The following is a 25,640-nucleotide window of genomic DNA, read 5'->3' as shown; positions in this document are numbered from 1 at the left end:
AAAAAGTATGGATATTTTTATTTTTACCCCTTAATATTAGGACAAAAACACATAAAGTAAATAAAATAAACACTGTATAATATAAATATGTTAAATATAGTATTATATCAACCAGAAATATGCCCTAATACAGGGAACATTATACGTACTTGCTTCGCTTTAGGAGCTAAATTACACATCATTAAACCAATTGGATTTGACTTGCACCCAAAATGATTAAGAAGATATGGTGCAGGTAGAATGCTTTCAGATATTCCTCATGAAGTACATAAGTCTTATGCAGATTTTGCAGCTAAATATGGAGATAAAAGAATTTTTTACATTACAAGATATGGACTTAAGTCATATACAGATGTAAACTATAAAGAACAATTTGAAAATAGTGGTGAAATCTGATTAATGTTTGGAAGAGAATCTACAGGAATTGATAAAAAAGTATTACAAGATCATTTAGATGATTGCTTAAGAATTCCTATGGTTTCAGCTATGCGCTCAATTAATCTTGGAAATTGTGTTAGCATCCTTGGATTTGAAGTGATGAGACAACTAGATTTCCGTGATTTATCACTATATGAAGTTGAAAAAGGAAAGTATTTCTTAAGAGACTATGTTGAAGAAGATCACAAGTAAAAGCAATCCAACTATCAAAGAATTAAAAAAACTACAAGACAAAAAGTATCGTGCTAAAGAAGGAAAATTTTTAGTTGAAGGTTATCATCTAGTTTATGAAGCTCAAGAAGCAGGATTATTACTAGAAACATTTGAAAGTAATCCTGAACATGTGCAATATCCAAATTCGACATTAGTAACTAATGAAATCATTAAAGAGCTTAGTGACACTAATACTCCTCAAAGTATTATTGGAGTATGCTCAATTCCTACTAAAAGTACAATTGGTCAAAAAGTTTTATTTTTAGATGAATTACAGGATCCTGGCAATGTGGGGACAATTATTCGTCTTGCTAAATCTTTTGATATTGACACAGTAATTATTAATAAGTTTGATTATTTTAATCCTAAAACTATTCGTTCATCTCAAGGAGCTTTCTTTAAAACTGATTTAGTCTCAACAAAAGATGGTACAAAGGTGTTGGAAGAATTAAAGTCTCAAGGTTATTATGTCTATGCCACAGTTTTAAATACACAAGCTAAAGAACTAAATCAAGTTGTGTTTGATAAGGAAAAATTTGTTTTAGTAGTAGGGAACGAAGGAAATGGAGTATCAAATCAAGTTCAAGATTTAAGCGATGAATTTATTTATATTCCGATTTCATTTGAGAGTTTAAATGTAGCTTGCGCAACTGCGATAGTGTTAGATAAAATCAGAAATAAAGGATAAAAATGAATAATAAAGTAAATGACTTATGTGAAAAAATTAAAAGTCAAACTTTTAGTTTAAATCTCGAAGGCTATAATAAAAAAGAAGTTGATGATTTTATGCAACTGATTTTTGCTAATTTAATTGATGAGCAAAGTCAAAAAGAATCCTTAGTTGCTGAAGTAGAAAAATATAAAGAGCTTTATAAAGAAGAACTAGTAAAAAATCAAATGCTTGAACGTGAAAATGATCGATTATCAAAAGAGGTGGAAAAAATATATGAATAATGCTGATAATGAAAATAAATACCAAAATCTAATTCAATGATATCCTGGACACATGGCAAAAGCTATGAAGGATTTAAAAGAGAATGCTAACTTAGCAGATCTCTTTATAGTTGTACTTGATGCTAGATGCCCAATTAGTTCATATAATGAAGATTTTGATAAAATTGCTCCACAAAAACCGAGATTATTTATTATTACTAAATCTGATTTAATGGATAAAAGCAAAAAAGATAAAATTCAAGCAAGATTTAAAGGCGAAAACTTATTGTGATTAGATTTAAGAAAGCAATCTTCAAAGAAAATAATTTTAAATAAAATTCAAACTGTTATGAAGGAAAAGATTGCTCGCAATCGTGCTAAGGGAATGTTGATTACCAGAATTAAATCATTTGTAGTTGGGGTTCCAAACTGTGGTAAAAGTACTTTAATAAACCTAGTATCAGATAAGAAAACGCTAAAGGTAGCTAATTATCCAGGTGTTACTCGTGAAAAGAAATGAGTGGTAAATGGTGAATTCTTATTCTTGGATACACCAGGGATTTTACTACCTAAGTTTGATAATCAAGAAAATGCTATTAAATTGCTTGTTACCGGAGCTATTAAATTAGAAAATTTCCCACAAGAATTCTGTGCCACAAAGATTTATGCTTTAATTTCTGATTATTATCCTGAAAAAATTCAAGCCTTAGGATTAGTTCCAAGTCAAAATGAAGTTGAAATTTATGCTCAATTCCACCAGTATGCTACATTAAATAATATTTTTAAAGATGGTGGAAAAGTTGATCTTACACGAGCTTATACATTATTTATTAACTGAGCTAAAAATTTAAATGATGTAACTTATGATTAAACAACCTTTGGGTTGTTTTTTTATCTTAATAAAAAAATATCTACACTTATAGTGCAGATATAAAAGTTTGAAATTAAAGTTTTTCACCTTCTGTGTAATAACAAGCAAAAACCTTAGCTTTAATCACAATAAGCTCGTCTAAGTTTTGAGGTGGATTTTCATAAATAACTTTAATATTGTTGTTAGAAGCTAAATTTATAATGTTGATGCAGTCAAAATACACTTTTGTACTATTTAAGTTTTTTGTTACTTTTTCGCCTATGACAATGGCTTTTAATTTTGTATCATTAATAATATTAATTAAAGCTTTATCAATTTCATCAATATATAAAGCTGTTGGGATTGAATTTCTAAAATTATCCTCAATTTTACGTTTTAGCTTTAAGTGATCAAAGACGTTGTTATATGCATAAATTAAACAAATTGGTGAGTCTTTGGTATTGTTTAATTCTTTATTTAAATAAACTTCTTGACTAATTTTGACTAATAAGTTATTATTAGCTTTGTCTGAATTCTTTTCAACATATTCATATCAATATTTTTCATATTCATAGTTTAAAATAGGGATGTTTCTATAGAAGTTATTTCACTTATTATCATTAATATCATATGAGTCATTTGAGACAGAAGCGATGATTAAATTGGATGATTTTTGTGATTTATAGTTTTTGATTGGAAAGAAATTAATATGCATATTATTTAAGTCTTTATTTAAAAGCGAATTTTCATTCCGATATCTAATTAATTGACTATTAAACTCCTTAAATTCAGAGGTATTGATAAAATCTAATGATAAGTCAATATAGTTAGAATAATTATTGAAATCATTCAAGATGTTAAATAAAGAGTATGCAATTTTAGCTAGCAGCATTTCACGAGAAAACTCAGTAGCAAGTTTTGCATTTTTAAATATAGTTGCAGCAATAAAACATTTATTAAAGTTAATATTGTTATTAATATTTTGAATTTTGTTTAAGTAATTGTTGTAAAGGTGTTTATTTTTATCCTTGACAATAATGAATAAAAATCCATTTTGTCTAAAAATTGCTGTCTTTTTTGGCGAGAATTCAAATTGATTATATAAGTCTTCTAAATATTCAGGTTCAATATTGCGTGTAATGTAATATGGTTTTAAAGCAAAAGCTATAACAATACTGTTATCTTGCTTAAATTCGACTTCAAAAAAGTCATTTTTATCATTTAACAATTGTTGATTAATTCAGTTAAATTTGTTATTACTTTTTTGTCATGAAATGGTGCAATTATATTGACCATTCCCAACTGGATAAATTTTCAAGACATAAGAACTTGAAATTTTAGCAATGCGATCAAATCAATGAATTAAACGTTCAAATGGTGTTAGTACAGATCTGATATTTGAACTAAATGTAAATGGTATTTCTTGTTTTCTAGTTAAGCCCTCTTCTATATAAGATTCAATGTATTGTTTAGTTTCGCTATCTAAGACATCTAAAAGTGCATCTTGTGGAATGAACTTATATTCTTGAAATTTTAATTTTTTAGCGTCAAAAATAGTTGAAAAAGCATAGTTTTTTTCACTAAGACGTAAAACACGCTTGTTACTTGAATCTAGCATGAAAAGTATAATTCCGGATGAAGAACGAGCATAAAAGAAATATAAAGTTAGAATAAAAAGGAATGTAAGTAGGATGATTGCAACAAAAACACCTATTACGACTCCGATAATAGATGATGTTGGCATTATTTACCTATAACCTTAATTGCAGAGTGATTTTTATTTAGTGTTCTAACTTTTTTGTCTTTAATAAATTCAACCACAATTTCACTTGGCATGACTTCTAAGACTTCACCTTCTCCAAACATGATGTGGCTAATAATATCTCCAACTATAATGTGGTTGTTGGTGATGTTTTCTTCTTCACTATTAAAGTTATTGTAAAAACGATTTTTAGCATTAATAATAGTTTCGTTTACATCTAGACCCATTTCAGTAATAAATCTAGAAGGCACTTTATCAATGTTAGTTCCAATTATTTTTCCACTAGAATCTGAAATGAAAAGTTTATTTTTAGCTCTAGTTACAGCTACATAAGCTAGACGTCTTTCATCTTCTAATGTATTTGAATATCTTCCTTTAGCTGAGAATTTAGAATTATTATCACTTTCTAATGATCTTCTGTTTGGGAAGATTCCTTCTGACATACCTACAATAAAGACATTATCAAATTCTAACCCTTTTGCTGAGTGAATAGTCATTAATGAGACATAGTTAGGTACATTATCATATTCATCTGAAACAGACATTAAAGCTACCATGTTTAAATAGTCTGAAACAGTTTTGTCTTTGTTTTTTTCTTCTCAGTTAGCAATAGAGTTGATTAATTCTTTAACATTATCTTCAGCTGATCCACGTAAGTTTTCGTTTAAAGCAATGTGTTCATAGTATTTAATTTCTTCAAGGAATTTATTTAAAGTAACACTAATTTTGTTATGTTGGAGAGCTTTAGCATACTTAATTACTAAAACCATAAAAGGATAAATTGATTTCACAATTTTTTCGTTTGATACAGGTAATGTTCTAATATCTTCTTGTAAAGTTCTGAATAATGATTTACCTTGTTTCTTAGCATATTCTTTTAGCTTACCTAATGTGACATCACCAATTCCACGATTAGGAACATTAATGATACGTTCTAGTGCAATGTCTTTTTGTTCAGCAATAACTCTTAAGAAAGCTAAAGCATCTTTAACTTCTGAACGTTCAAAGAATTTTGTTCCATTAAATATTTTATGGTTAATATTTTCTTCAATTAAAGCTTCTTCAAATGGACGTGAGTAGTAGTTTGAACGATATAAAATAGCTATTTCTTTTAATTGATTTTTTTGCTTTTTAAGTTCATTAATTTTTTGAATAACTCATCTAGCTTCAGCTTCTGGAGAGAATCCGTGATAGAATTCGACATCATCTCCTAAATCATTGGCTGTAACTAAATCCTTATGTAATCTGTTTGTATTTTTAGCAATTAATTTATTGGCAGCATCAAGAATTTTTTGAGTTGAACGATAGTTAATATCGAGAATAATAGTTTTTGCATCTGGGAATTCTTTATCAAAATTTAAAATTAAATTAACATCTGCTCCCCGTCAGTTATAAATTGTTTGGTCCGGATCACCAACAATTGTAAAATGAGTATTTTTACCAACTAAAAGTTTGATTAAGTCATATTGAATACGAGAAGTATCTTGAAACTCGTCAACTAAAACATATTCAAATTGTTTTTGATAAATAGCAGCTACTTCAGGGTGAGTTTCAAGAAGCATCTTAGTTAAAGCAACCAAATCATCAAAATCCAATGAGCCTTTTGACACTAACTCATTTAAGTATTCTTGATATACGTCAGCTATAGTTTTTGAATATTCTAAACTTTTGAGTTCATCACGTAATTCTTTGTATGTAAGTTCCATATTTTTAGCATATGAAATGTATTCAATCATACTTTTATAACTAATATCATGGACTGAAATCCCAAGTTTATTATAAATATTACCTAAGATTTGAATTTTGTCTGGTTCATCAATGATTAAGAAATCATTATGAAAGCCAAGTAATCTAATGTGTTTTCTGAGTAATTCTGCGCAGAAAGAGTGGAATGTGGAGATCTTTAACTCATTTTTTAAACTTTTACTGGTGTATTGTAGCACCCTTTGTTTCATTTCATTTGCAGCTTTATTTGTAAAAGTCATAGCTAAAATGTTTTTAGGTCTAACACCTAAATCATTTATTAAGTAAGCAATTTTCCGAGTTAGCACTCTAGTTTTACCGGAACCAGCTCCTGCAATAATCCGTAAAGAAGTATCGAAATATTCAACAGCTTCACGTTGGTTTGCGTTTAAATCGCTAAGTAAGTCAGCTTTAATTAAGTCCATAGTTAATCTCCTTGTGTTTCGTTTATTTCATTGTAGTATTTAAATGTTCTTTCTGTGTAGTAGTAAGGAATTAAGATAATATCCTTACTTGCAATTATTTCAAGGTATTTATCTTCAACAACACGTGAAGAAAATGCAATGTCAATAATTGTTAATCTTTTTTTGTAAAAGATTAACAAGACATATCCTAGTGTTTGAAGTAAAAATCAAGTTCCCATTAGTGCAGTAATAATTGCAGTGATAATTTGAATATTTACATTTTCATTAGCTTGTTTTATATCTTTAAACTGATTTAAATCAATAGAAGCAGTAGCTATAAGAACAATAATAAAATTTAATGTGACAAATAAGCAACCTAAGATGTTGCGTTTTAAAATTAAGGTGTAATGAAATTTCTTATCTACATTTGATAGTAACTTTAGATTAAAGATTCACATGCCAGGAGTTTTACCTCCAATTAAAAATGGAAATAAAATATAGTAGCAGTTTAGTCAAATCATAATTAAGATCATAGAGAGATAGTAGTATTTAGAATTTGTTGTTATGTCATTTGGTTTACCAATGAAGATAATGGCAATTGCAATTGCTATAAAAAGAACAAAATCAATTAAATTCGAAAAGAATCTTTTAAAGAACCCTGCATTTTTATACATTATTCTAGATTATCCAAAATTTTAGTTTTAATTAATTTACTGTAGTTTTCTCTTAACATGCTGGTTTCAATATTGTCTACAAGCATATACATGTTTGTGGTTAAAAATGTTTTAAAATCAGCACTGTCTTCGATTTTATTTAGCATTTCATCATGCTTTTGAATTAGCAACTTACTTCTTTTTTCTTCAAGTTGTTCCTTATCATTTTTTGAAAAATGTCTATATACAAAATATGTTTCAGAAAGGAAACCTGTTAGAAGTAGTTTAATGAAGTAGTATTTAGCATACTTTAATTCTTCTTGAATTTTAAGATTGTTACGTTTTGCATTATCTTCAATCACTCTAAATGAGTCTAATGCAGTTTTAGTATTAAATCAAGTGTCAGAAGAAATAAATTCACGAATAATTCTAAAGTCTAAATATTTATATTTTTTAGCTTCCATCATTAGAAGGTAATTGATTTCAAGACACATAACTGTATCATTTGAAATTCTTGGCTTATATTTAGCAACTTTCTTAACTAATGATTTCTTAAAAATCTTATTGAAGATAAAAGGGAAAGTGTAAGCAAGTACATTAGGATTTTTAGCAATCTCAAGCACTTTATCAAATTCACCTCTTTCTTTAGGTTTAAAGCGCACAGTTCCAACTAGTCTTGGTTTGAATTCTAAAATGTCAACATTAAAACGTTGAGCATGTTCGATCATATCTCCAATAAAATATCTTTTAATACTTGAATCAGAATTAATTACAGTAACATAATCACCTTTAACAATTCTAAAGGCACTAACTAAATTGTGTTGGTATGAATTATTTTTTGAGTTAGTAACTAAAACTAACCGACTACCGAAAAATTCATAATATTTTCTTGCAACTTTGAAGATATTTTTAGCTTCTGAGTTTTTATTAACACATAAAATAACTTCAAAACTTTGTGTTTCTTGTTCTTTTAATGAAGCTAAAAATGTATCAACATTAGCTGCATCATCCCCAACAAGAGAAATTATTGATAATCTCATATTTTTACTCCTTAAATTTATACTTAAATTTTATCATATTTAAATATTTCATATTTAAACTATTTCAAATATAGTATTTTTGGCAGTTTACTTGCAATAAATTAACCAAATAAAGCAAAAATTCTAATTAAAGTATTCATCTTGTTTTCCAAATTGAATAAAAAAGGCAAAGGTGTAAAGGAATTTTTATCCATTATACCTTTGTCATAGGGATATTAGTTTAACGATTAAAGAACATCAAGAATTTTATCTGTTACATGTTCTTTTAGTTGATCTGGTTTAATATCAGCAGTTGGTTTAACTTTTGTACCATATCATTTAATGTGTTTAACTTCTTGTGCTCCTAAAAACTTAAATGTACCTTCAAGTCATGAAGCATGTGCTCCTCATGGGTATCACCCTTCTGGAGCCCCTTGAGTAGATACAACAATAACTTTTTTAAGGTTAGTTAATAAACCAATTGCGTCACCTTTATTAGAATATTTGTAACTAAATGTTTTGTTAGCTACAGAAATTGAATCAATAAAGTTTTTAACAATAACTGGTGCAGAGAAGTTAATCATTGGGTTTGAAATAACTAAAACATCAGTGTTTTTTACTAATTCAATCCATTTATCTGATTCTACATCTTGTCAGTATGTTGACATGTTATCACTAGTCATGAAAACTTTAGATAAAATTGTTTCATTTAAATCGATTCTAGTAATTTCGTTGTTTGAATCTTTTTGGTATTCTTCTTGTACTAAGTCAAGTATTTTGTGTGATATTGAGTTTTCTTTAGAAACCACGTGTGCATCTAAAAGTAGTATTTTTTGCATATTTTTACACTCCTTTTTAACTTTTTAATAATTTTACATTATTTTTTAATTTTTCCAAGAGTAATAAAAAAGCAAGTAAGCTAGCAATGAAATTAATTTTCAATACTAATTTTCTTGCGAGCTTAAATGCCTTTCTTATTTATATGTAATAAGATTTGAATTGCTTCTATAACTACGACCTTCTTTAGCTTGAGGTTTACCATTTAAAATGGTTGCATCAGCAGAAAAAGAATTATTTAATTTAAAGATACTTTGTCCAACTCCATAATAATCTACTGGGACATTTAATTCTTCAAACATTTGTATTTTTTCGGCATTAAACCCTGAAGATACTACAATTTTATAATTCTTAGCACCAGCTTGATCTAGAGCTTTTCTCAGTCTAAAAATTTGTTCAGGATTTACTCCATATTGAGGTTCTTCACCATCAAACATGTGGTCAACCATGTTTTTAGAAGTGTCTATTCTAACACCTCAAACCTTATTCCCAAGTGCGTTTCAGACTTTTAAAGCATCTGTTATCACATCATTATGATAATCGATTAGAGCAATAAGTTTATTATTTGGGAAAAGTTCATGATATGCCTTAGTAGCTGCAACTACATCTCCATTAAACCCTTGAATTAGAACGTGAGGCATTGATCCAAAAACTGCTTCTTCTTTAATTTGAGGGTCTTTTTGAGCTAAGGTTGATACTAAAGTAATTCCACCTACTCGTGCTGCATAGCCATCAATTTCTTGGTTTATATAATGGTCAGCTCTATCTCCCATGAAAATGACTTCTTTTCCTTTTGCAGCTTGTACACAGTGGTAAGCGTTTGTAGCAATTGAGGTATTACGAGTTAAAATACCATCAATTAAGCCTTCTCAAATTCCGAATTCTTGATATTGACCTTCTAATTCTAGAACAATATCTAAATTATTAATGTGGCTTCCTTCTGGTAAATATCTAATGGTGTATTTGCTAGTATCTGTTTGAGCTTTTAAAATATCTAAAACTTCATTGATTCCACATAAAATAGCATTGTCTTTACGTTGGAAAAATTGCATTACTATCTTATTTTGTGGTAATTTAGTTGCAAGGATATCTTTAGTTTTTTGAAAATATGAAGCAATATATTTTTCTTTTTCTTGCATAATTCTCCTATTTATAGTTATAGAAAACAAACTAATGAACTTAGTTTGTTTGATCTTGATTATTATCTTCAAGAGTTGCAGGAGTTTGATTTATTTGACTACCTGCAAGTATTTTTTGATTCTTTTTATCTAATTTAGCTTGTTTAATTTCAGCTTTTTGTTTTGCAATAGCTTCTCGTGACTCAGGACGAATAAAGTAGACTTTTCTTGGTTTCTTTTGTCTAGGTAATAAGATTCTTAAGACCTTACGAAGAGTAAACCCAATAGCTGGAGCTGTAAGTATAGCACATAATACCATAATGACATCTAGCACTATAACTACAAAAAAGCTATCACCTTTGTAACCAATTGGGTGGTAGAAGGAAACAACACCATAAATTGTTACACCTCTTTGTAATTCAGTTCCTCCAAATGGAGCCATAAATTTATATCCTATAAAATAGATTGCTATTGTAAATAATAAATAAGCAATTGGTCAAGCTGCAAAGAATCAAATTGATCGTGTAGAAATTCTAATTCTTTTACGTTCATAGGCAAATAATGTAAATAAGCCTAAAAATGGTGCACCAGCATGCATGATTAATGTTTTAATCATTTCAAATGGGCGATTTTGAGTGATGATGCTATTGTCAAAAATAACACCTCCTCAGTAACCAAGCATAACAATGATAATATATACCATTGAAGCAAAGTAGAATGTTTGAGCTCTACGTGACTTTTGGTAAAATGGGTAAATAAACAAGGTTACACCCATTAAAACGTTTGACATAAAGGTAAATCAATAAGTTGATCCACCTCAGAATAAATAAGTAGCATTTGGGTATACTAATTCATTTATTACACGTTGCGCATTTGGATCAGCTGCATTATAAATTTCTTTTATATCATCAAGAATAGTTTTGCCACCTGGACCAATAATTTTATAAGCCTCTAATACTCAAAGACTTCTGTAGTGTCACTCTAAAACAGTGATAGTTATATATGTAACAATTAAAGTAAACCCAACTGCACAAGTTAATCAATCTTGTCACTTAAATGTGCCAAATAACCTTGAAAAATATTTTTTAAGACGAGTATTTTCCATAAAACTTCTTTTATAGCAATATAGCAAGCAGAATAATAGTAATAATAACCACTAAAAAGATAATTCCAAATAAGATTGCTCATGGACGATTACGTAAAAAAGCATGCTCTCTTTTTAATCTTTTAAATAGCACTTTGTTTGGAATTAAATCATTATCAGCAATTTTATGCTCGCGTAATTCAGTTAGCAATTTATTAATTTGATCTAAATATTTATCAGTTGCCTTGCTATATCTTGATTTGTTTAATTTTGTAAATTTATCTATTTCGCTTTTTACTTCATTGCTAAAAAGCTTTCGGTAAAAAGACATTTTTTCTTTAGGAAATTCTTTGCGTTGCATTTTAATAAATGTCCATTAAAACAACTTGCACATTTTGGGGTTTTTTATCAATTAGACTCTTAACACTTTCTTCAATTTTATATGTTAATTCTTTAATTATCGCATATGGATCAATTTCGTTGCTTTGTGCTCCACGAATTTTAACATCTATGTAAATTTGTACATTAGAATGATCATCGTCAAAGCTAAGTCTCATATTTGAGAGATTGCTTTTAACGTATTTTGTACTTTCTATGGCGTTAGATACAGCATCTACAATAGCAGATTCCTGTACGATATAACTTTGATTAGAATTGTACGGTACTGTAATTCAGTTCATTATTTATTTGATTTTCCAACGTATTTTCCAGAATCTGTTGAAACTGAAATAACGTCACCTTCTTTGATGAACATAGGTGTTTCTAATTCAAATCCTGTTTCAACTGTAACTTTCTTTTGAGGGTTAGTTGTTGTATTTCCTTTAACAGCGTCAGGTGCTTCTGTTACAAGTAAGTCAACGTTTGCTGGTAATTCAACGTCTAATACTTCTTCTTGGAATTTTCTAATTTGTACTTCTTGTCCTTCTTTTAAGAAGTTTAATTCTCATTCAACATGTGAAACTGGAATTTCAACTTGTTCAAATGTTTCATTATCCATTAAAATAATGTTTTCACCATCTGAGTATAAGAAATTCATCCTTCTTTTATCGATGTGAGCAGGTTTAACTTTGTCTCCACCTGTGAATGATTTGATTGTAGTAGAACCTGTTCTTAAGTTTTTAACTTTAGCTTTAACGTTAGCTTGACCACGTCCTTGTTTTGAGTGTTGTGCATCTAAGACAACAAAGATTTCACCTTCATCTTCGAATGTGATACCTGGTTTAAATTCGTTAACATTAATCATTTTTTTCTCCTTTTTTGACTATTTTAGCCTTGTTATATATATTTTTAATTAAATTAATCTAATTATATAAAAATTGGTTTATTTTTTATAAAAAAATAAGTCTAATTCTAATTATTTATTTTTGCAGGTAAAATGAATTAGCAAAAAATGTTTTTTCTGTAATTAAGTATAACAAAAATGAAAATATGGAAATTTCCACAAAATGTGGAAAAATGTGGAACAACTAACAAAATAGACAATAAACTTGAAATCTTATTTATAATAAGTATGTAAGGTGCAAAACATCTTACAAACAAATTACAAAAACGTGTTTTTAGTATGACAATAAAATACTAACTATTATTATTAATTTACATAGCTAATGTTACTTAGCAATTATTATTTCAACATACTAAAATACAACACTTTATCCGTCCATTTGATAAAGTATGATAGTCTCGTCAACTATCGAGTTTAGTAATCATCCAGATTTTGTTGTTTTTTATTTAAAAAAAGATTTAAACTTTTACGCACGAAAGTGCGTTTTTCTATGATGGTAGAATATACTTAATGAACAAAGAGGTATTAGTATTATGCAAAAAAGTAAGTTTAAAAAACTATCAGTAATTTTTACATTAATAGTACTTGCACTTGGTATAGGTGGTGTTACTTATGGTGTAACAGTAGGTATACAAAATTATGTTCGGGAAAATAAATGAGAGCGCCAAAATAATGCTAAAATCCTCGCCATCAAAAATAAATATGTTCAAATTTTAGCCAAAGCTAAAGAAAGCAATTATAGTTATATGGTTCATGAGATGGATAAATTGATTTCAGAAATTAACAAAATGATTAATGACACAAAATTATTAAGATACATAAACCCAAGTGGGTCATATTTTGATTTCTATGAAAATATAACAAAAATCCATCAAGAAGATCTTGATAATTATATTGAACATGATAAAAACACTCTCGAGCAAAAATTGCAAATAGTTAATCAATTAGAAAAATGAGCACATAAGCAATCAAAAGAATATAAGGCTATATTGCTTAATAGTGAATTTTGAACTAAAATAATTGACTGAAAAGAACATATCAATAATTCTTCTGCTAAGTGAGCAATTATTAAAACTTATTTTTGATATAAGCTTCCTGATATTTTGGTTTTATATATAAATAATAACGAAAAACTTGATGTTAATATTTATAGTGAAGTTTATCAAACAGTTAAAAGTCGAAATAATATTAATAATGCAAAGGGTGGAAGTGATATAAAAAATAAATTGCAAAAATTTTTAGACATTATGGAATCAAAAACAAAACTTACTAGCCTTACTCAAAGTGATTTTGATGAGTTTATTTCTGCTGCATTATCATATTTAGAACTATATAAAACTTCAAAATAATTCTTATTTGTGTATTTGATTTAATTAAATAAAAAAGAAACAATTTAATATTCATTTTTTTCTTATAAAAACATATAGCTTAAAGGCAATTTAAAATAATATAACCACATTATGTGGTTTTTATTTTGCTAAAAATAAAATATTTAAATAAAGTAACTAGAATGTTAAAATTATTTAAAGGATAAATATTAAGGAAAATATATGAAACGATGAAAATGAGTATTAGGATTAATGAGCACTTCATTATTAATTCCATTAACAGCTATTTCTTGTAATGATGATAAGGCTCAAATAGCTCAAAAAGATCAACAAATAGCAGACTTAAATATTAAAATTAAAGAGTTAAATATTGCTTTAAATAATAAAGAATCTGATTTACAAGCTCTTAATGGCACTTTATCAAAAGTTAGCAGCAAAGTAATAAATTTACAAGCAAAATTAAAAGAATCTGAAACTACGAGTGCTAATTTAAACTTGCAAATTCAAGATTTAAATAGTCAGAACACTAAATTAAATGCGCAAATTCAAGCTAATTTATCTGCAATTAAGACTTATCAAGATAAAGCAGCTAGTTTAGAAGCAGATTTAAAAGCCCAACCTACCAAATATGAACTATCTCAGCAAAAAGAAAGAATTAAAGCTCTTGAACAAGAAAAAACAAAATTAGAACAAGAACTTGCGCAAGCTAGAGAAAGCAATCAATCTAATGAAGCAAAAATTGCTCAACTCAATGAACAAATTTTACAAGTAAATAATAGCAAACAAGTCTTGCAGCAAGATTTAGAAGATAAAAACAATAAACTAACTACAGCGCAAAATCAATTGCAAGAATTGAAAAACCAGGTGCAACAACTTACAAATACAAATGAACAATTAAATACTACCATTGCTGCTAATAATGAAACTATTGGCAAAAATCAAGCAACCATCACTTCTTTAAATGAACAAATTTCTACTAGCCAAAAAGCTTTAAATGACTTGCATGCGGAAGAAAACAAATTAACTCAACAAGTAAAACAACTTTCAGAGCAATTATTAAATGCTCAAGCTGCATTAAATAATGCAAACAAGACTAATGCTGATTTAGTCAAGCAAAATGAAAAATTACGAGAAGAAATAGCTAAACTAAAGCAAGAATCTTCAGGTTCTTCAGATGATAAGGAGCAAAATAAAGATAAGGTATTATCTACTGCTGAAATTGAACAATATTATCTAGATCACCCTAATTTAAAGCAATTTAAGCTTGATAAACAAACTCAAGGCAAACTTGAAAATAATAAAGCTTACATTAATTCATTATTTAATCGTACATTCTCATTAATTTGAGATTTTGATGATGGAACAAATACAGCAGGTACAATTTGACTACTAGACTACCATAAAGAATCCAACAATAAATATAAGCTATTTTTTGCAACTAATTATCATGTTGCTGTTGAATTATATTCTGATAAAGATTTTGACTTTAATGCACAGCCAAATCGCACTAAAAAAATTACTAATATTCGTTTAGGAGCAGTTAAAAATTGAACAAATCAACGTCTTGAGTATAACTATAAAAGCTTAGAACGCACGATGTGACCTAAAAATTTATTCTTGGGACATAATTTTATGGATCAAGAAGTTTCTAAATTGTATAATGGGCGCTATTATACAGAATTCTCAGTAATTGAATTCGACTATGATATAGAACAATTCAATCAATTACCAGCTTTGGATCCAAATTTAAGTGAAGGTGAAAGAAGAGTTCGTATCGAGCAACTCAAACAAATGCGTAAAGCAAATAGTGCCCTAAGTTTGCAATTAAATTTAGCTATTGAGGAACTGAATTCTTCAATTGATAAATTTAAGCAAGGTAATTATGCAATGCAAAATTCCACATTACCATATGCTGGAGTTGATTATGGATCTGTTACATTGTTTATTAATAATGTTTTAGGAATAGAAGAGGATGATACTATTAAATTACCAAACACAATTAATAAAATAAATAAAGTAAGTAATGATATTGAAAAATATTTTGGCAATTCAAAATTACAAAGTCAACCTCAATGAGACTTTTTTGCAGGTTATCCATTTGTTAACCGTAGCAGAAATCAACTCTTATATAATGTTCAAAATTCTATGCTTGGTTCAAGTCAAGGACTTATGCCAGATATTGATAAAAACTATTGAAGAACGATTGATTGGTATAATGGTAGTGCAATAGCAGATCATGGTGCTGAGTTCAATAATGAACCACGAAGCAAATTTTATGGTTTAGCTTATGAAAATTTAGTACCAAATGATGTTATTGGTGGTGCTTCAGGTTCTTTAGTAGTTAATGAATCTAATTTACCAATCGGATTACTATTTGGACATAGTGGTAAGCAACCTTTAATTAATAATAAAAATGTTAGTGTTTCATTAGAAAAAGCATTAACTGTTGGATATGCTTTAAATATGCCTTTTTACTCAAGTAAAATAAATGGTTATGTCCAACCTTATAACATTATAGATGGTAGTGATAAGGACAAATATCCACACCAAGTTAATTCATATCGTGAGACTCTAGCAACAGTTTATGGTCCAGAATATAAAACTGCTTTATTTAAATAAAAAATGCCCAATTTCATTATGAAATTGGATGTTTTTTATTTATCAAAAATCATTTTTTTCTCAGCTATCTTAATGGTTTACTAATGCAATTGTTAATAATTGGGCTTTTAAAGTTCATGAAAAGAATTTCTTTCCAAAAATTTTGATCCTGCATTTAGTATATTTTGGATTAAAGTCATTTTCTGATAATCCATTTGCCCTTAATATTGTATGAATAATTACTTTATTAACTATTAGAATAGAAAATCCAGCTAGAATTAAAAATAATAAAATCAGAAATAAATAAGTTATAAATGAATTGGAAAATTGATCATTTGCAACAGATTTAAAATTAATCCTAATCCTGTCAAAATTAAAACTAAATTAAATATTGGTAAAAGATTAATAATACTTGCCATTAATTTCTGATTAGGTTGTTTTAAAACAGTAATTTCATTTTCTAAATCATAACTTGGTTTAACATAAATGTTCTTATATAGAAATGAAAGAATTTTACTTTTTTGTTCTGGAAAACGATGGATTGGTTCATTGCTACAGATAAGTACCCTAATTCAAAAGTTAAAAGCAAATTTTAACACTGAAAAGAATAATAATTGCGCAATTAAAATCATTCAAACTGCATAAAATATTACTGTCCCTTTAAAGAATGTTATTTCATCTGGATTTTTTATATCTATCATAAAATCATTTAGGATATATAGAAGAAATAAAATTATGATGAGAAATCTTTTAGCTAACTATAAAACAGAATTTATTTTCACATTTTTTCCCATTTGTAAAAAAATATTATAAAAATCGATTTTTTTCTTTACTCTTGTATGCAATAAGCATAAATTTTTTTATTATGCTGATTTATATGAAATACTTTTTAGAAACATTTACCCCTATGAGATAGTAAAAAATAGCAATATAAAAATATCTATTTTTTAGATTATGAAATCTAAAATAGGATAAAATTAAATTAATATTTTAAATAAGGAGATCTTATGTTTGAAAACATAAAAAATAACGAAATTAGTCAAAAAGACTTATGCAATTTAGCTGCTATTATTGATGCTTTTGGTGGCTTTGACAATATTTTAGCTTTTAACAACTCAGTATCTCAATTAAGATACGATGTTAAAAATATTGCATTGGTAAATGTTGAAGAATTAAAAAGACTTGGAGCAAGTGATATTAAAGTATTTGATGCTGCAAGACACGTGCAAGTATCTTTTCCATATGCTGAAGAATTAAACTGCCTTATCAAATGCAGTAAAGAAGAATTAAAACCTTTATGTTCATCAGTTGAAGCTAACAGCAATAACCACTGTGGTTGTGCAACTAAAAATGATTCAAATGCACAAGCTGTAACTGAATTAGAAGTATTAGCTCCTGTTACAGGTACTACATTTGCATTAGAATCACTAAAAGATGGTGTATTCTCTAATGGACTAGTTGGTAAAGGATTTGGAATCAAATTAACTAATGAAACAAAAGCTGAAGTAGTTGCTCCATTTGATGGAAAAATTGCTATGATGCCAGCTAATAAATCTCAAATCATTTTATCTAACTCAAGCAATGGTGTAGAAGCTGTGATCTTATTTGGAAAAGATAGTTACAAACTTGATGGAATTGGATTTAAAGCTTTTGTTGCTTTAAATGATTCAGTTAAAGCTGGGGATAAATTATTTGAATTAGACTTAAACAGATTCAACAACGAAAACATTAATAAAGATGTATTATTTGTATTAACACAAGATTCAAAATTCCAAGAAATTACTAATTTAGAAGCTAAAGCAACAGTTGGAAAGAAATTATTTACTTTAAAATAACTTACATTTAATAATCAACACAGGGCAACCTGTGTTCTGTATTCTTATGTATAGCGCAACATTAAAAATCTATGCCTATTATGAGTGCATAGATTTTTTACATTTCTTATTTAATTTTATTAAAGCACTTGCTTTGGTAATAAGCTGGGTTCTTTTTAAACAAGAGTAAACAAACACAGCATAAATATTATATAGGGTGTTACATTGTATTTAAGAATGCAAGAGCCTTATTTTAAGGCTTTTTCTTTATCGTTTTAATAATTTATATTGAAAAAATATTAAAAAAGCATTTTTACTTCATTTTTAGTTCAATAAAAAAATTATTTAGCGCATAAAAATAGGGGAAAAAGTTTCATTTAGCTAAAATTTGTGAAATATGGAACAAAAATAGACTTATTTCCATATTTCTGATTTTAAGTCTTCTAATTCTATATAATAATAGTGAACAAATTAGTACTAATAAAAATCAAAAGTGCTTTGTTCGGAAATTAATTAATTAATTATATATCGGAGAATTATGAAAAAATTTAAATCATTATTAATGGCCTTTGCCGGAATCTCAGCAGCTGTATTACCTATTGTAGCTGCTTCATGTGGTGATAACCACCCAGTTGGTTACATTAAAAGTTCAGACCGTGTAGGTGCTGTAAAAACTGATAGCAATCTTACATATAATACTTTACAAGATGCTGTTTCTAAAAACAAGAAAGTATTATCTGTAAAAGTTGTTACTGATACAGGATTTGTAACAGATAGATCATTTAATCAATCAACATGAGAGGGAGCATTAACATTAGCAGACCAAATTCAAAAAATTAATGATGCACAAAAAGAAAATAAAGGATTCAAACCAATTGAATTCAAATATTCTAAATTAGAACCTGGAAAAAATGGAGCTTCAGAGGCTACATTCAAGACATTAGCTGCATCATCTGATACTGTTTGAATATTATCTGGTTTTACATATGCTAGTCCATTATCATCTTATTTGGCTAATGAACAAAATGTGAAGGCATTAAATGATAAAGGTGTAGTTATTATTGGTGTTGACTTCGGAATGACACCAGAAAGCTTACATGGATTTAAGAATTTCTATGGATTAGAATACATCGCAGGACAAGCTGCTTACGTTGTAGGTCAATCTGTTGCTGAAGTATATACTAATAACAAGGCAATTACAAACAAAACTGTAGCTGCATTCGGTGGAATGGATATCTTCCCTGTAGATTCATTTATAATCGGTTACTTACAAGGTATTCTAGACTATAATACTAAAAATAATAAATCAGAAGTTAAAGTTAAAACAACAAATAATGGTGGTATAAATTTAGATGCTACATTCGCACCTGGAAATGACATGAATGCTGCTGTTAACCAAACAATAGGGCTAAAGAGTCAATCAATTATGCCAGTAGCAGGATCTGGAACATCAGTATTACTTAATGCTTTAAGTCAAGGAAACTATAGTCAAACTGTTATTGGTGTTGATGTTAACCAAGCTTTAGCTTTCCCAGCACACAGTGGTAGATTTGTTACATCAGTAACAAAGAATATTACACAATCAGTTTACGATACACTTTTATATGTATTATTTGGATTAGATAGTAAAAATGCATTCGCAAATAGAGTAGAAGGTCAACCACTCAATGTAAAAGGAACTTTAAAAATGGATTGAGTAGGTACTTCACAAAGTACATTAACTGATGCTGCACAAAGAGAGGCTATAAATACAGCGTTAGCAAAATATACAGCTGAATTTAAGGCTTTAAATGATGAAGAAATTAAATATATTGGAACATTCCAAGCTACTAAATCTAGTGAAGCTGATAAACAAGGAAGTGCAACACTTAAGACACTAGCAAAAATGATTAACGATGGTGCTGCAAAGACAACAACTGATGGTGCACAACCAGCTGCTTCTACCGAAGCAACATCTTCAAAATAAAAACTTTAACAATACTTAAATTTAATATAAAAACATAGCTGATCGCTATGTTTTTCATTTTTTATTACATAAAATATAGTAAAATAAAAGTGCTTAAATATTAAGAAAACTATTTATATAGTTTATCAAATTTTTTATTTTATAAAAATAAAAAAATAGAAGGAAAATATGCAAAAAAAGAAAGAAAATGCAATTGAGTTTATTAATATCTCAAAGTCTTTTGGTTCTATAAAAGCTAATAGAAATATTAGTTTTGAAGTTCGGAAAGGCACCATTCATGCTTTAATAGGTGAAAATGGTGCAGGAAAAAGTACGTTAATGTCAATACTTTTCGGGCTCTATGAACCGGATGAGGGTATTATTAAGGTCAATGATAAAGAAGTGTTAATTAAAGGACCGAATGATGCTAACAAGCTCGGTATCGGTATGGTACATCAACACTTCAAACTAGTAGATGTATATTCGAACTTAGAAAATATTGTTTTAGGTGATGAAGATTATAATTCAATTTCTAGAGTTATTGATTACAAACCTGCTATTAAAAAAATTAAAACTATTCAAGAAACCTTTGAATTACATTTTGATTTAAACAAATTAACTGGTAAAGAAACAGTTGCAACTCAACAAAAAGTTGAAATCATGAAGATGTTATATCGTGATTCAGAAATTTTAATTTTTGATGAGCCTACTGCTGTTTTAACTGATCAGGAAATTCAAGGACTTCTTAATACATTTAAGCTTTTTAGAGAACAAGGTAAAACAATTTTGTTTATCTCTCACAAGCTTGCTGAAATAAAAGAAGTTGCTGATAATGCTACTGTAATAAGATACGGTGAAGTTAAAGGTAATTTTAAAGTTGCTGATGTTTCTATTGAAGAAATGGCAAATAAAATGGTTGGTGGTGAAGTGGAGGTTGTCAGAAATGAATATACTGACACATCTAAAAATCCAGTTATATTTAGGCTGGAAAATGTAACTACAAACGGAGAAAAGCCTTTAAAGAATGTTTCTTTAGATGTAAGGGCTGGGGAAATAGTTGCTATTGCCGGAGTTGAAGGTAATGGTCAACACGATCTAGAAAAAGTCGTCAGCGGGATGATAAAACCTGTGACAGGAGATGTTTTTTATAAAAAAACTAATTTTGTGAAAGAAAGATATAATTGAATCGCAAAATCACAAAAGATTAAAAATATTACATTATTTTTACTTACTATATTATTTATATGAGTATCTATAGTCTTGTATACAGCCCCTACTTATGAAAAAGATAAATCTGCAATTTACTTAATTTTAGGTATTTGCTTTGATATATTTGCTTTTGTGTCATTTATGGTGCTAAATGTATCATTATTTGGCTCAAACATAAGAGAGTATATAACAAAACATAAAGAACCTATAAAGAAAGAGTTTAATAAGAGCGAAAAGAAAGTTTCCAAACTGTTTTTATTTAGTGTTCTAATAACAAATATTATATTATTTGGATTAAGTTTTGATGTGATGTATGCTCAAGAATATGTTTTATCAGTTTCTTGATGAGTATCATTGGCATTCTTTGCAGTTCAATTAGTATTATTTAGTTCATTTATTATATATATTGTTAAAAAAATAAAATTCTTTTTTGATAAGAAAAATAAAAACTTTTTAAGAAATATAACTTTTATAATTTTATTTTCAATAACAATCTTATTAAACATATTGACATTAGTATTTTTTAACTTTATTATCCCATTAGTTTCTCTAATATTATTTGCTTTTATGTTATTAATATTTTTTGCTATGACTAAAGAAGAAGAAAGTGTTAAAAAAGATGTAAACGATGACTTTATTAAGTTAAATGATCTAAGTGTATATGAAATATCAAAACTCGGTTTATCATTTATCCCTAGTGATAGACATAAACATGGTTTAGTACTAGACTATAATATTAAGAATAATACAATTCTTCGTAGATTATGAGATAAAAAATATCAATTTTTTGGCATTATCAAAAATAAAAATGTCATAAAAGAAAATAATGAAATTATTTCAAAATATGATGTTAGAGGGGCAAGAAAAGGATATTCAATTGCGCGTTCTTTATCAGGTGGTAACCAACAAAAATTCATTGTTGGACGTGAAATGAATTCACCTCATGACTTTATTTTGATCCTACAACCAACTCGTGGATTGGATGTTGGTGCTATTAAAAACATTCACGAAAGAATTCTTGAAGAAAAAAAACAAGGCAAAGCTATTTTATTAATTTCATATGAATTAGATGAAGTTTTAGCATTAGCAGATAGAATTGCTGTATTAAATACAGGAGAAATATTAACTGTTAAAGATGCTAAAAACTTAACTAGAACCGAAATTGGTATGTACATGGCACATAAAGGAGGCAATAATGATGGAAAGTAATACCAAGAAACACGATTCCACATTTATCAAAAAAACAGTCTCAATAGTAGATAATACTAAGAAATTCCTCATGATGGATGATAAACGTGTTTCAAGAAGAAAATTATATTCATCTATTTGAGCTGTAATTTTTGGCCTTATATTTGCGTCTATTATTTATGTCATAATGGGTGCAGTACAAAATAAGCCTGTTGGTTTCTTTGATTTTGTACAAAATATTTTTGCTTTTGGATTTAATTCCGAAAAAATAGATACATCTGCAATATTCTTTATATTTTTTGGATTTGCTGGACTTGCTGTAGCTATTGGTTTCAAATCAGGACTATTTAATATCGGTATATCTGGACAAATGACTTTTCCAACCATTTTGTTTTTTGCGATATTAATTCTATCAGGTCAAGATACAAAAAACATTAGTTCATCATATTTCATTGGAATGTTTATTATTTTTATAATGGGTGGAGCTATTATTGGTTCTATTTCAGGTATATTAAAAGCATTCTTTAATGTGCATGAAGTTATTTCAACGATCTTCTTAAATTGAATATTAGTTTTTGTTTGTGCAACATTGTTTAATACATCAAAAGGTGCTTTCCCACTTGAAAAAATTCAAGTCTTAGAAGCAAATGGTTCAATTGTAAATGGAAAATTATCTGAAATACAAATTGATAAAATGCTAGAGTATAATTTCATTTACTTTGGAATAACATTATTTATAGTTATTGCTATTGGAATGTGATTCATTTATTCAAAAACTACATTAGGTTATAAAATTAAAATGGTTGGGCTAAACAAAACAAATGCTAAGTATGTAGGTATTAATGAAAAACTTGTAACTATAGCTGTTATGTTTTTCTCAGGTGCTTTAGCTGGTATTGGTGGTTTCTTCTACATTATATTTAAATTAAAGACACCAAGCATAGAAGAGGCACCATTAGCAATAGGTTTTGAATCAATAGCTATTGCTCTTATTGCTTTAAACAACCCAATTGGAATTATCCCAACAGCTGGTTTATACGGACTTTTATATTCATCTCAAGATTTATTCTCAATAGGGCTAAATAATACTCCTGAGTTAGATAGTAAATATTTCCCAATTGTAACCGGAATTATCATTTTTATGACAGCGTTATCTATAGTGTTTTATAAATTTAGAGTAATTGACGGAATACGTAAATATTTAGTGCTATTTTTACATAAGGAATATTGAGAAAACTTTAAGATATATCACAAACTAACATTGAAAAATAAAAAGCAAAAAACATGATCAAAAGAAAAAGCTTTATTTAATGCACAGTTTATCTCTAGCCACGATAACAATGATGCTATTCTAAAAACAAAAGAATATAAACAAGCATTAAGAGATTATAAAAAAGATTGATTATCTAAATACAACATAGAAAAGAAAAATAATCTTGCTCAAATCAAAGAGCTTCAAAAACAATATCATGATGAATTATCTAAATTAAAAAATGATTTTGAACAAAATGTTTCATCAATTAACAAAGAAGCTCAATCTGAAGAATATTATTCATATTGAACTGAATATTTATCAAGTGTAAATAATTTATCATCTAATTTTAATGATCAGTATTTTGAACTATATAATAAGTTCCATACAATGTCTCACAAGAAAGAACTTTCAATTGTTAAAAAAACTTTAAAACCAAGACGTATTGAATATAACTACTATAAAAAACAATATGATACAAAAGTTGCTAAGTTAATAGTCGAAAACAAAACATCAGATACTAAACAATTAATGAACATGTATGATGAAATTTCTAAGTTAAAATTTGATCTTCAAAGAAAAAGAATTGAACTTGGATTAAACCAATATCAAGATTTAATTAATAAATACAAAGCTCAATCTAAGAATGCTAAGATTGTATATAGAACTATTAAAAATGATATTTTTAACAAATTTGAAATTAAATATTTCAAAAATCCATATCACAATTTAACTGTAAAATATACACCAATACTTAATGAGAAAGGGGAAGAAATCTAATGAATGTTCTTACTCAATTAGAACCCATTATAACATTTGCTGTTTTCTACTTCTGCATATTAGTATTGGGTTCAACCTCTGGTATTTTCTCAGAAAGAGCCGGAATAGTTAACATTGCTATTGCTGGTTTTATGGTTTTTGGTGCAACAATGTATTTATTATCAAGTTATGTTGTATCAAATGTCATTTTAGATCAAGATGGTGGAAGTGAATGACTTCAAATTCCTCTAACCATTGTCGCAGTTCTTCTCACAGCACTATTTTCTCTACTATTTGGATTTAGTACTATTAAACTAAAATCTGACCAAACTATTTCTGGTTTTGCTATCAATATTTTAGCTACTGGTATTGCTACTTTAATGATGTTTGTACTAGTAAGCTTACAAGGTAGTTTCTCATTTGAATTATATGGACGTAATGAATTGGCCTTAAGTGGTTCACCAATGAAATTTGGTAATATCTTATCATTTAAAACTTTTGTTACTGTTCTCATAGTGTTTTTCTCATGATTCGCTATAAGAAAGACTCGCTGAGGGCTTAGATTCAGAGCTATTGGTGAAAACCCTCAAGCAGCTGACGTTGCCGGAATAAACGTTAATAAAATTAAATGAGAAGCAATTATTATTGCAGGTTCAATAGCAGGTACAGCTGGAGCATTCTTTGCACAAACTCAAACTGCTATTTTCTCAAACACATATGATACTAATGGATTTGGATTCTTAGCTCTTGCTATTATGATTACTTCTAGATGAAGAGTTTCATTGTCTGTAGTTATTTCCTTAGTATTTTCATTCTTATTATCATTCTCATTTAATGGTAATAATTTATCTTCAAATCAAGCGCTATTGGGATTCTTAAAAGTTATTCCATATGCTGCAACACTAGTGATAATGGTTCTAACTTCAAAAAATTCTGCAGGTCCTGCAGCTGCCGGAATTCCTTACGACAAATCAAAAAGATAATTGCCGTAAAGCAACCACACTATTATGCACACAGTGCAACACTAAAAATCTATGCTTATCATTAGCATAGATTTTTTTCTTGCATTTATTGTTTCGCTTTATTATAGACAGTTGATAAATACATCTTTTTGGACTGTTTTAAAGAGATCTAAACTTTATTTTAAGTCAAATTTTACTTAGTTGAAATTGATTTATCTATAAATTAGGACATTAATGCCAAATGCAATT

General features: G+C 28.0%; 22 protein-coding genes. 11 read left to right on the top strand and 11 right to left on the bottom strand.

The features are described 5' to 3' along the window. Positions 1-87: 87 nt before the first annotated feature. From ACM0L0_RS02155 to ylqF, 4 genes are read left to right on the top strand one after another with little or no spacing between them, the layout of a single operon-like run. A complete protein-coding gene (locus ACM0L0_RS02155; RefSeq protein WP_416738340.1) occupies positions 88-630 on the top strand; it encodes a tRNA (cytidine(34)-2'-O)-methyltransferase in 543 nt (180 codons plus the stop codon). Continuing rightward, entirely contained in the window at positions 608-1,339 is a 732-nt protein-coding gene (locus ACM0L0_RS02150; RefSeq protein ID WP_416738339.1) for a TrmH family RNA methyltransferase, read from the top strand. The genes ACM0L0_RS02155 and ACM0L0_RS02150 overlap by 23 nt, the downstream gene beginning before the upstream one ends. A gap of 2 nt (positions 1,340-1,341) precedes the next feature. Further along, positions 1,342-1,605 (top strand): DivIVA domain-containing protein, encoded by a 264-nt coding sequence (locus ACM0L0_RS02145; RefSeq protein WP_416738338.1) that lies wholly within the window; start codon positions 1,342-1,344, stop codon positions 1,603-1,605. Continuing rightward, the gene (gene ylqF, locus ACM0L0_RS02140; RefSeq protein ID WP_416738337.1) at positions 1,598-2,455 is read left to right on the top strand and encodes a ribosome biogenesis GTPase YlqF; all 858 of its coding nucleotides are present in this window, start codon (positions 1,598-1,600) and stop codon (positions 2,453-2,455) included. The genes ACM0L0_RS02145 and ylqF overlap by 8 nt, the downstream gene beginning before the upstream one ends. 73 nt (positions 2,456-2,528) lie before the next feature. Here ylqF and ACM0L0_RS02135 read toward each other — a convergent pair whose 3' ends face one another. The 10 genes from ACM0L0_RS02135 to efp form a co-directional block, all read right to left on the bottom strand. Beyond that, on the bottom strand, positions 2,529-4,178 hold the full coding sequence (locus ACM0L0_RS02135; RefSeq protein ID WP_416738336.1) for an MHO_4530 family protein: 1,650 nt from the start codon (positions 4,176-4,178) through the stop codon (positions 2,529-2,531). After that, on the bottom strand, positions 4,178-6,364 hold the full coding sequence (locus ACM0L0_RS02130; RefSeq protein ID WP_416738335.1) for an ATP-dependent helicase: 2,187 nt from the start codon (positions 6,362-6,364) through the stop codon (positions 4,178-4,180). Before ACM0L0_RS02130 ends, ACM0L0_RS02135 begins: the two co-directional genes overlap by 1 nt. Before the next feature lie 2 nt (positions 6,365-6,366). Next, complete coding sequence (locus ACM0L0_RS02125) at positions 6,367-7,017, bottom strand: RDD family protein (protein ID WP_416738334.1); 651 nt, start codon at positions 7,015-7,017, stop codon at positions 6,367-6,369. Beyond that, complete coding sequence (locus ACM0L0_RS02120) at positions 7,017-8,036, bottom strand: glycosyltransferase (protein WP_416738333.1); 1,020 nt, start codon at positions 8,034-8,036, stop codon at positions 7,017-7,019. Before ACM0L0_RS02120 ends, ACM0L0_RS02125 begins: the two co-directional genes overlap by 1 nt. 227 nt (positions 8,037-8,263) lie before the next feature. After that, positions 8,264-8,854: an FMN-dependent NADH-azoreductase gene (locus tag ACM0L0_RS02115; RefSeq protein WP_416738332.1), complete on the bottom strand. Its 591-nt coding sequence runs from the start codon at positions 8,852-8,854 to the stop codon at positions 8,264-8,266. A 135-nt stretch (positions 8,855-8,989) separates the two neighbouring features. Beyond that, a complete protein-coding gene (locus ACM0L0_RS02110; protein WP_416738331.1) occupies positions 8,990-9,991 on the bottom strand; it encodes a nicotinate phosphoribosyltransferase in 1,002 nt (333 codons plus the stop codon). A gap of 40 nt (positions 9,992-10,031) precedes the next feature. After that, on the bottom strand, positions 10,032-11,075 hold the full coding sequence (locus tag ACM0L0_RS02105; RefSeq protein WP_416738330.1) for an MAGa3780 family membrane protein: 1,044 nt from the start codon (positions 11,073-11,075) through the stop codon (positions 10,032-10,034). A 10-nt stretch (positions 11,076-11,085) separates the two neighbouring features. Further along, positions 11,086-11,415, bottom strand: a complete 330-nt coding sequence (locus ACM0L0_RS02100; RefSeq protein WP_416738329.1) for a hypothetical protein — start codon at positions 11,413-11,415, stop codon at positions 11,086-11,088. A 1-nt stretch (position 11,416) separates the two neighbouring features. Beyond that, a complete protein-coding gene (locus ACM0L0_RS02095; protein WP_416738328.1) occupies positions 11,417-11,734 on the bottom strand; it encodes an MMB_0454 family protein in 318 nt (105 codons plus the stop codon). After that, the gene (efp, locus tag ACM0L0_RS02090) at positions 11,734-12,297 is read right to left on the bottom strand and encodes an elongation factor P (protein ID WP_416738327.1); all 564 of its coding nucleotides are present in this window, start codon (positions 12,295-12,297) and stop codon (positions 11,734-11,736) included. The genes ACM0L0_RS02095 and efp overlap by 1 nt, the downstream gene beginning before the upstream one ends. Before the next feature lie 572 nt (positions 12,298-12,869). Here efp and ACM0L0_RS02085 point away from each other — a divergent pair. Together ACM0L0_RS02085 and ACM0L0_RS02080 are read left to right on the top strand one after the other, a co-directional pair. Continuing rightward, a complete protein-coding gene (locus tag ACM0L0_RS02085; protein ID WP_416738326.1) occupies positions 12,870-13,685 on the top strand; it encodes a hypothetical protein in 816 nt (271 codons plus the stop codon). Between the two features lie 201 nt (positions 13,686-13,886). Continuing rightward, complete coding sequence (locus tag ACM0L0_RS02080; protein ID WP_416738325.1) at positions 13,887-16,283, top strand: MIP family Ig-specific serine endopeptidase; 2,397 nt, start codon at positions 13,887-13,889, stop codon at positions 16,281-16,283. A 287-nt stretch (positions 16,284-16,570) separates the two neighbouring features. On the opposite strand, the gene ACM0L0_RS02075 is transcribed toward ACM0L0_RS02080, so the two are convergent. Beyond that, positions 16,571-16,963 (bottom strand): hypothetical protein, encoded by a 393-nt coding sequence (locus tag ACM0L0_RS02075; protein ID WP_416738324.1) that lies wholly within the window; start codon positions 16,961-16,963, stop codon positions 16,571-16,573. Between the two features lie 306 nt (positions 16,964-17,269). Here ACM0L0_RS02075 and ACM0L0_RS02070 point away from each other — a divergent pair, with 306 nt between their 5' ends. The 5 genes from ACM0L0_RS02070 to ACM0L0_RS02050 all read left to right on the top strand — a co-directional run bounded on the left by ACM0L0_RS02070 (position 17,270) and on the right by ACM0L0_RS02050 (position 25,412). Further along, positions 17,270-18,097 (top strand): PTS glucose transporter subunit IIA, encoded by an 828-nt coding sequence (locus tag ACM0L0_RS02070; protein ID WP_416738323.1) that lies wholly within the window; start codon positions 17,270-17,272, stop codon positions 18,095-18,097. A gap of 517 nt (positions 18,098-18,614) precedes the next feature. Then, the gene (locus ACM0L0_RS02065) at positions 18,615-20,042 is read left to right on the top strand and encodes a BMP family ABC transporter substrate-binding protein (protein WP_416738322.1); all 1,428 of its coding nucleotides are present in this window, start codon (positions 18,615-18,617) and stop codon (positions 20,040-20,042) included. Between the two features lie 168 nt (positions 20,043-20,210). Then, positions 20,211-22,439: an ATP-binding cassette domain-containing protein gene (locus tag ACM0L0_RS02060; protein ID WP_416738321.1), complete on the top strand. Its 2,229-nt coding sequence runs from the start codon at positions 20,211-20,213 to the stop codon at positions 22,437-22,439. Then, on the top strand, positions 22,426-24,450 hold the full coding sequence (locus ACM0L0_RS02055; protein WP_416738320.1) for an ABC transporter permease subunit: 2,025 nt from the start codon (positions 22,426-22,428) through the stop codon (positions 24,448-24,450). Before ACM0L0_RS02060 ends, ACM0L0_RS02055 begins: the two co-directional genes overlap by 14 nt. Next, complete coding sequence (locus ACM0L0_RS02050) at positions 24,450-25,412, top strand: ABC transporter permease (protein ID WP_416738319.1); 963 nt, start codon at positions 24,450-24,452, stop codon at positions 25,410-25,412. Before ACM0L0_RS02055 ends, ACM0L0_RS02050 begins: the two co-directional genes overlap by 1 nt. The last annotated feature ends 228 nt before the right edge of the window (positions 25,413-25,640 follow it).

The sequence above is a fragment of the Mycoplasma razini genome (genome assembly GCF_048076865.1).
Taxonomy (GTDB): domain Bacteria; phylum Bacillota_I; class Bacilli_A; order Mycoplasmatales; family Metamycoplasmataceae; genus Mycoplasmopsis.
Note: the sequence above shows the minus strand (reverse complement) of the source record. Positions and strands in the feature narration are given on the sequence as shown.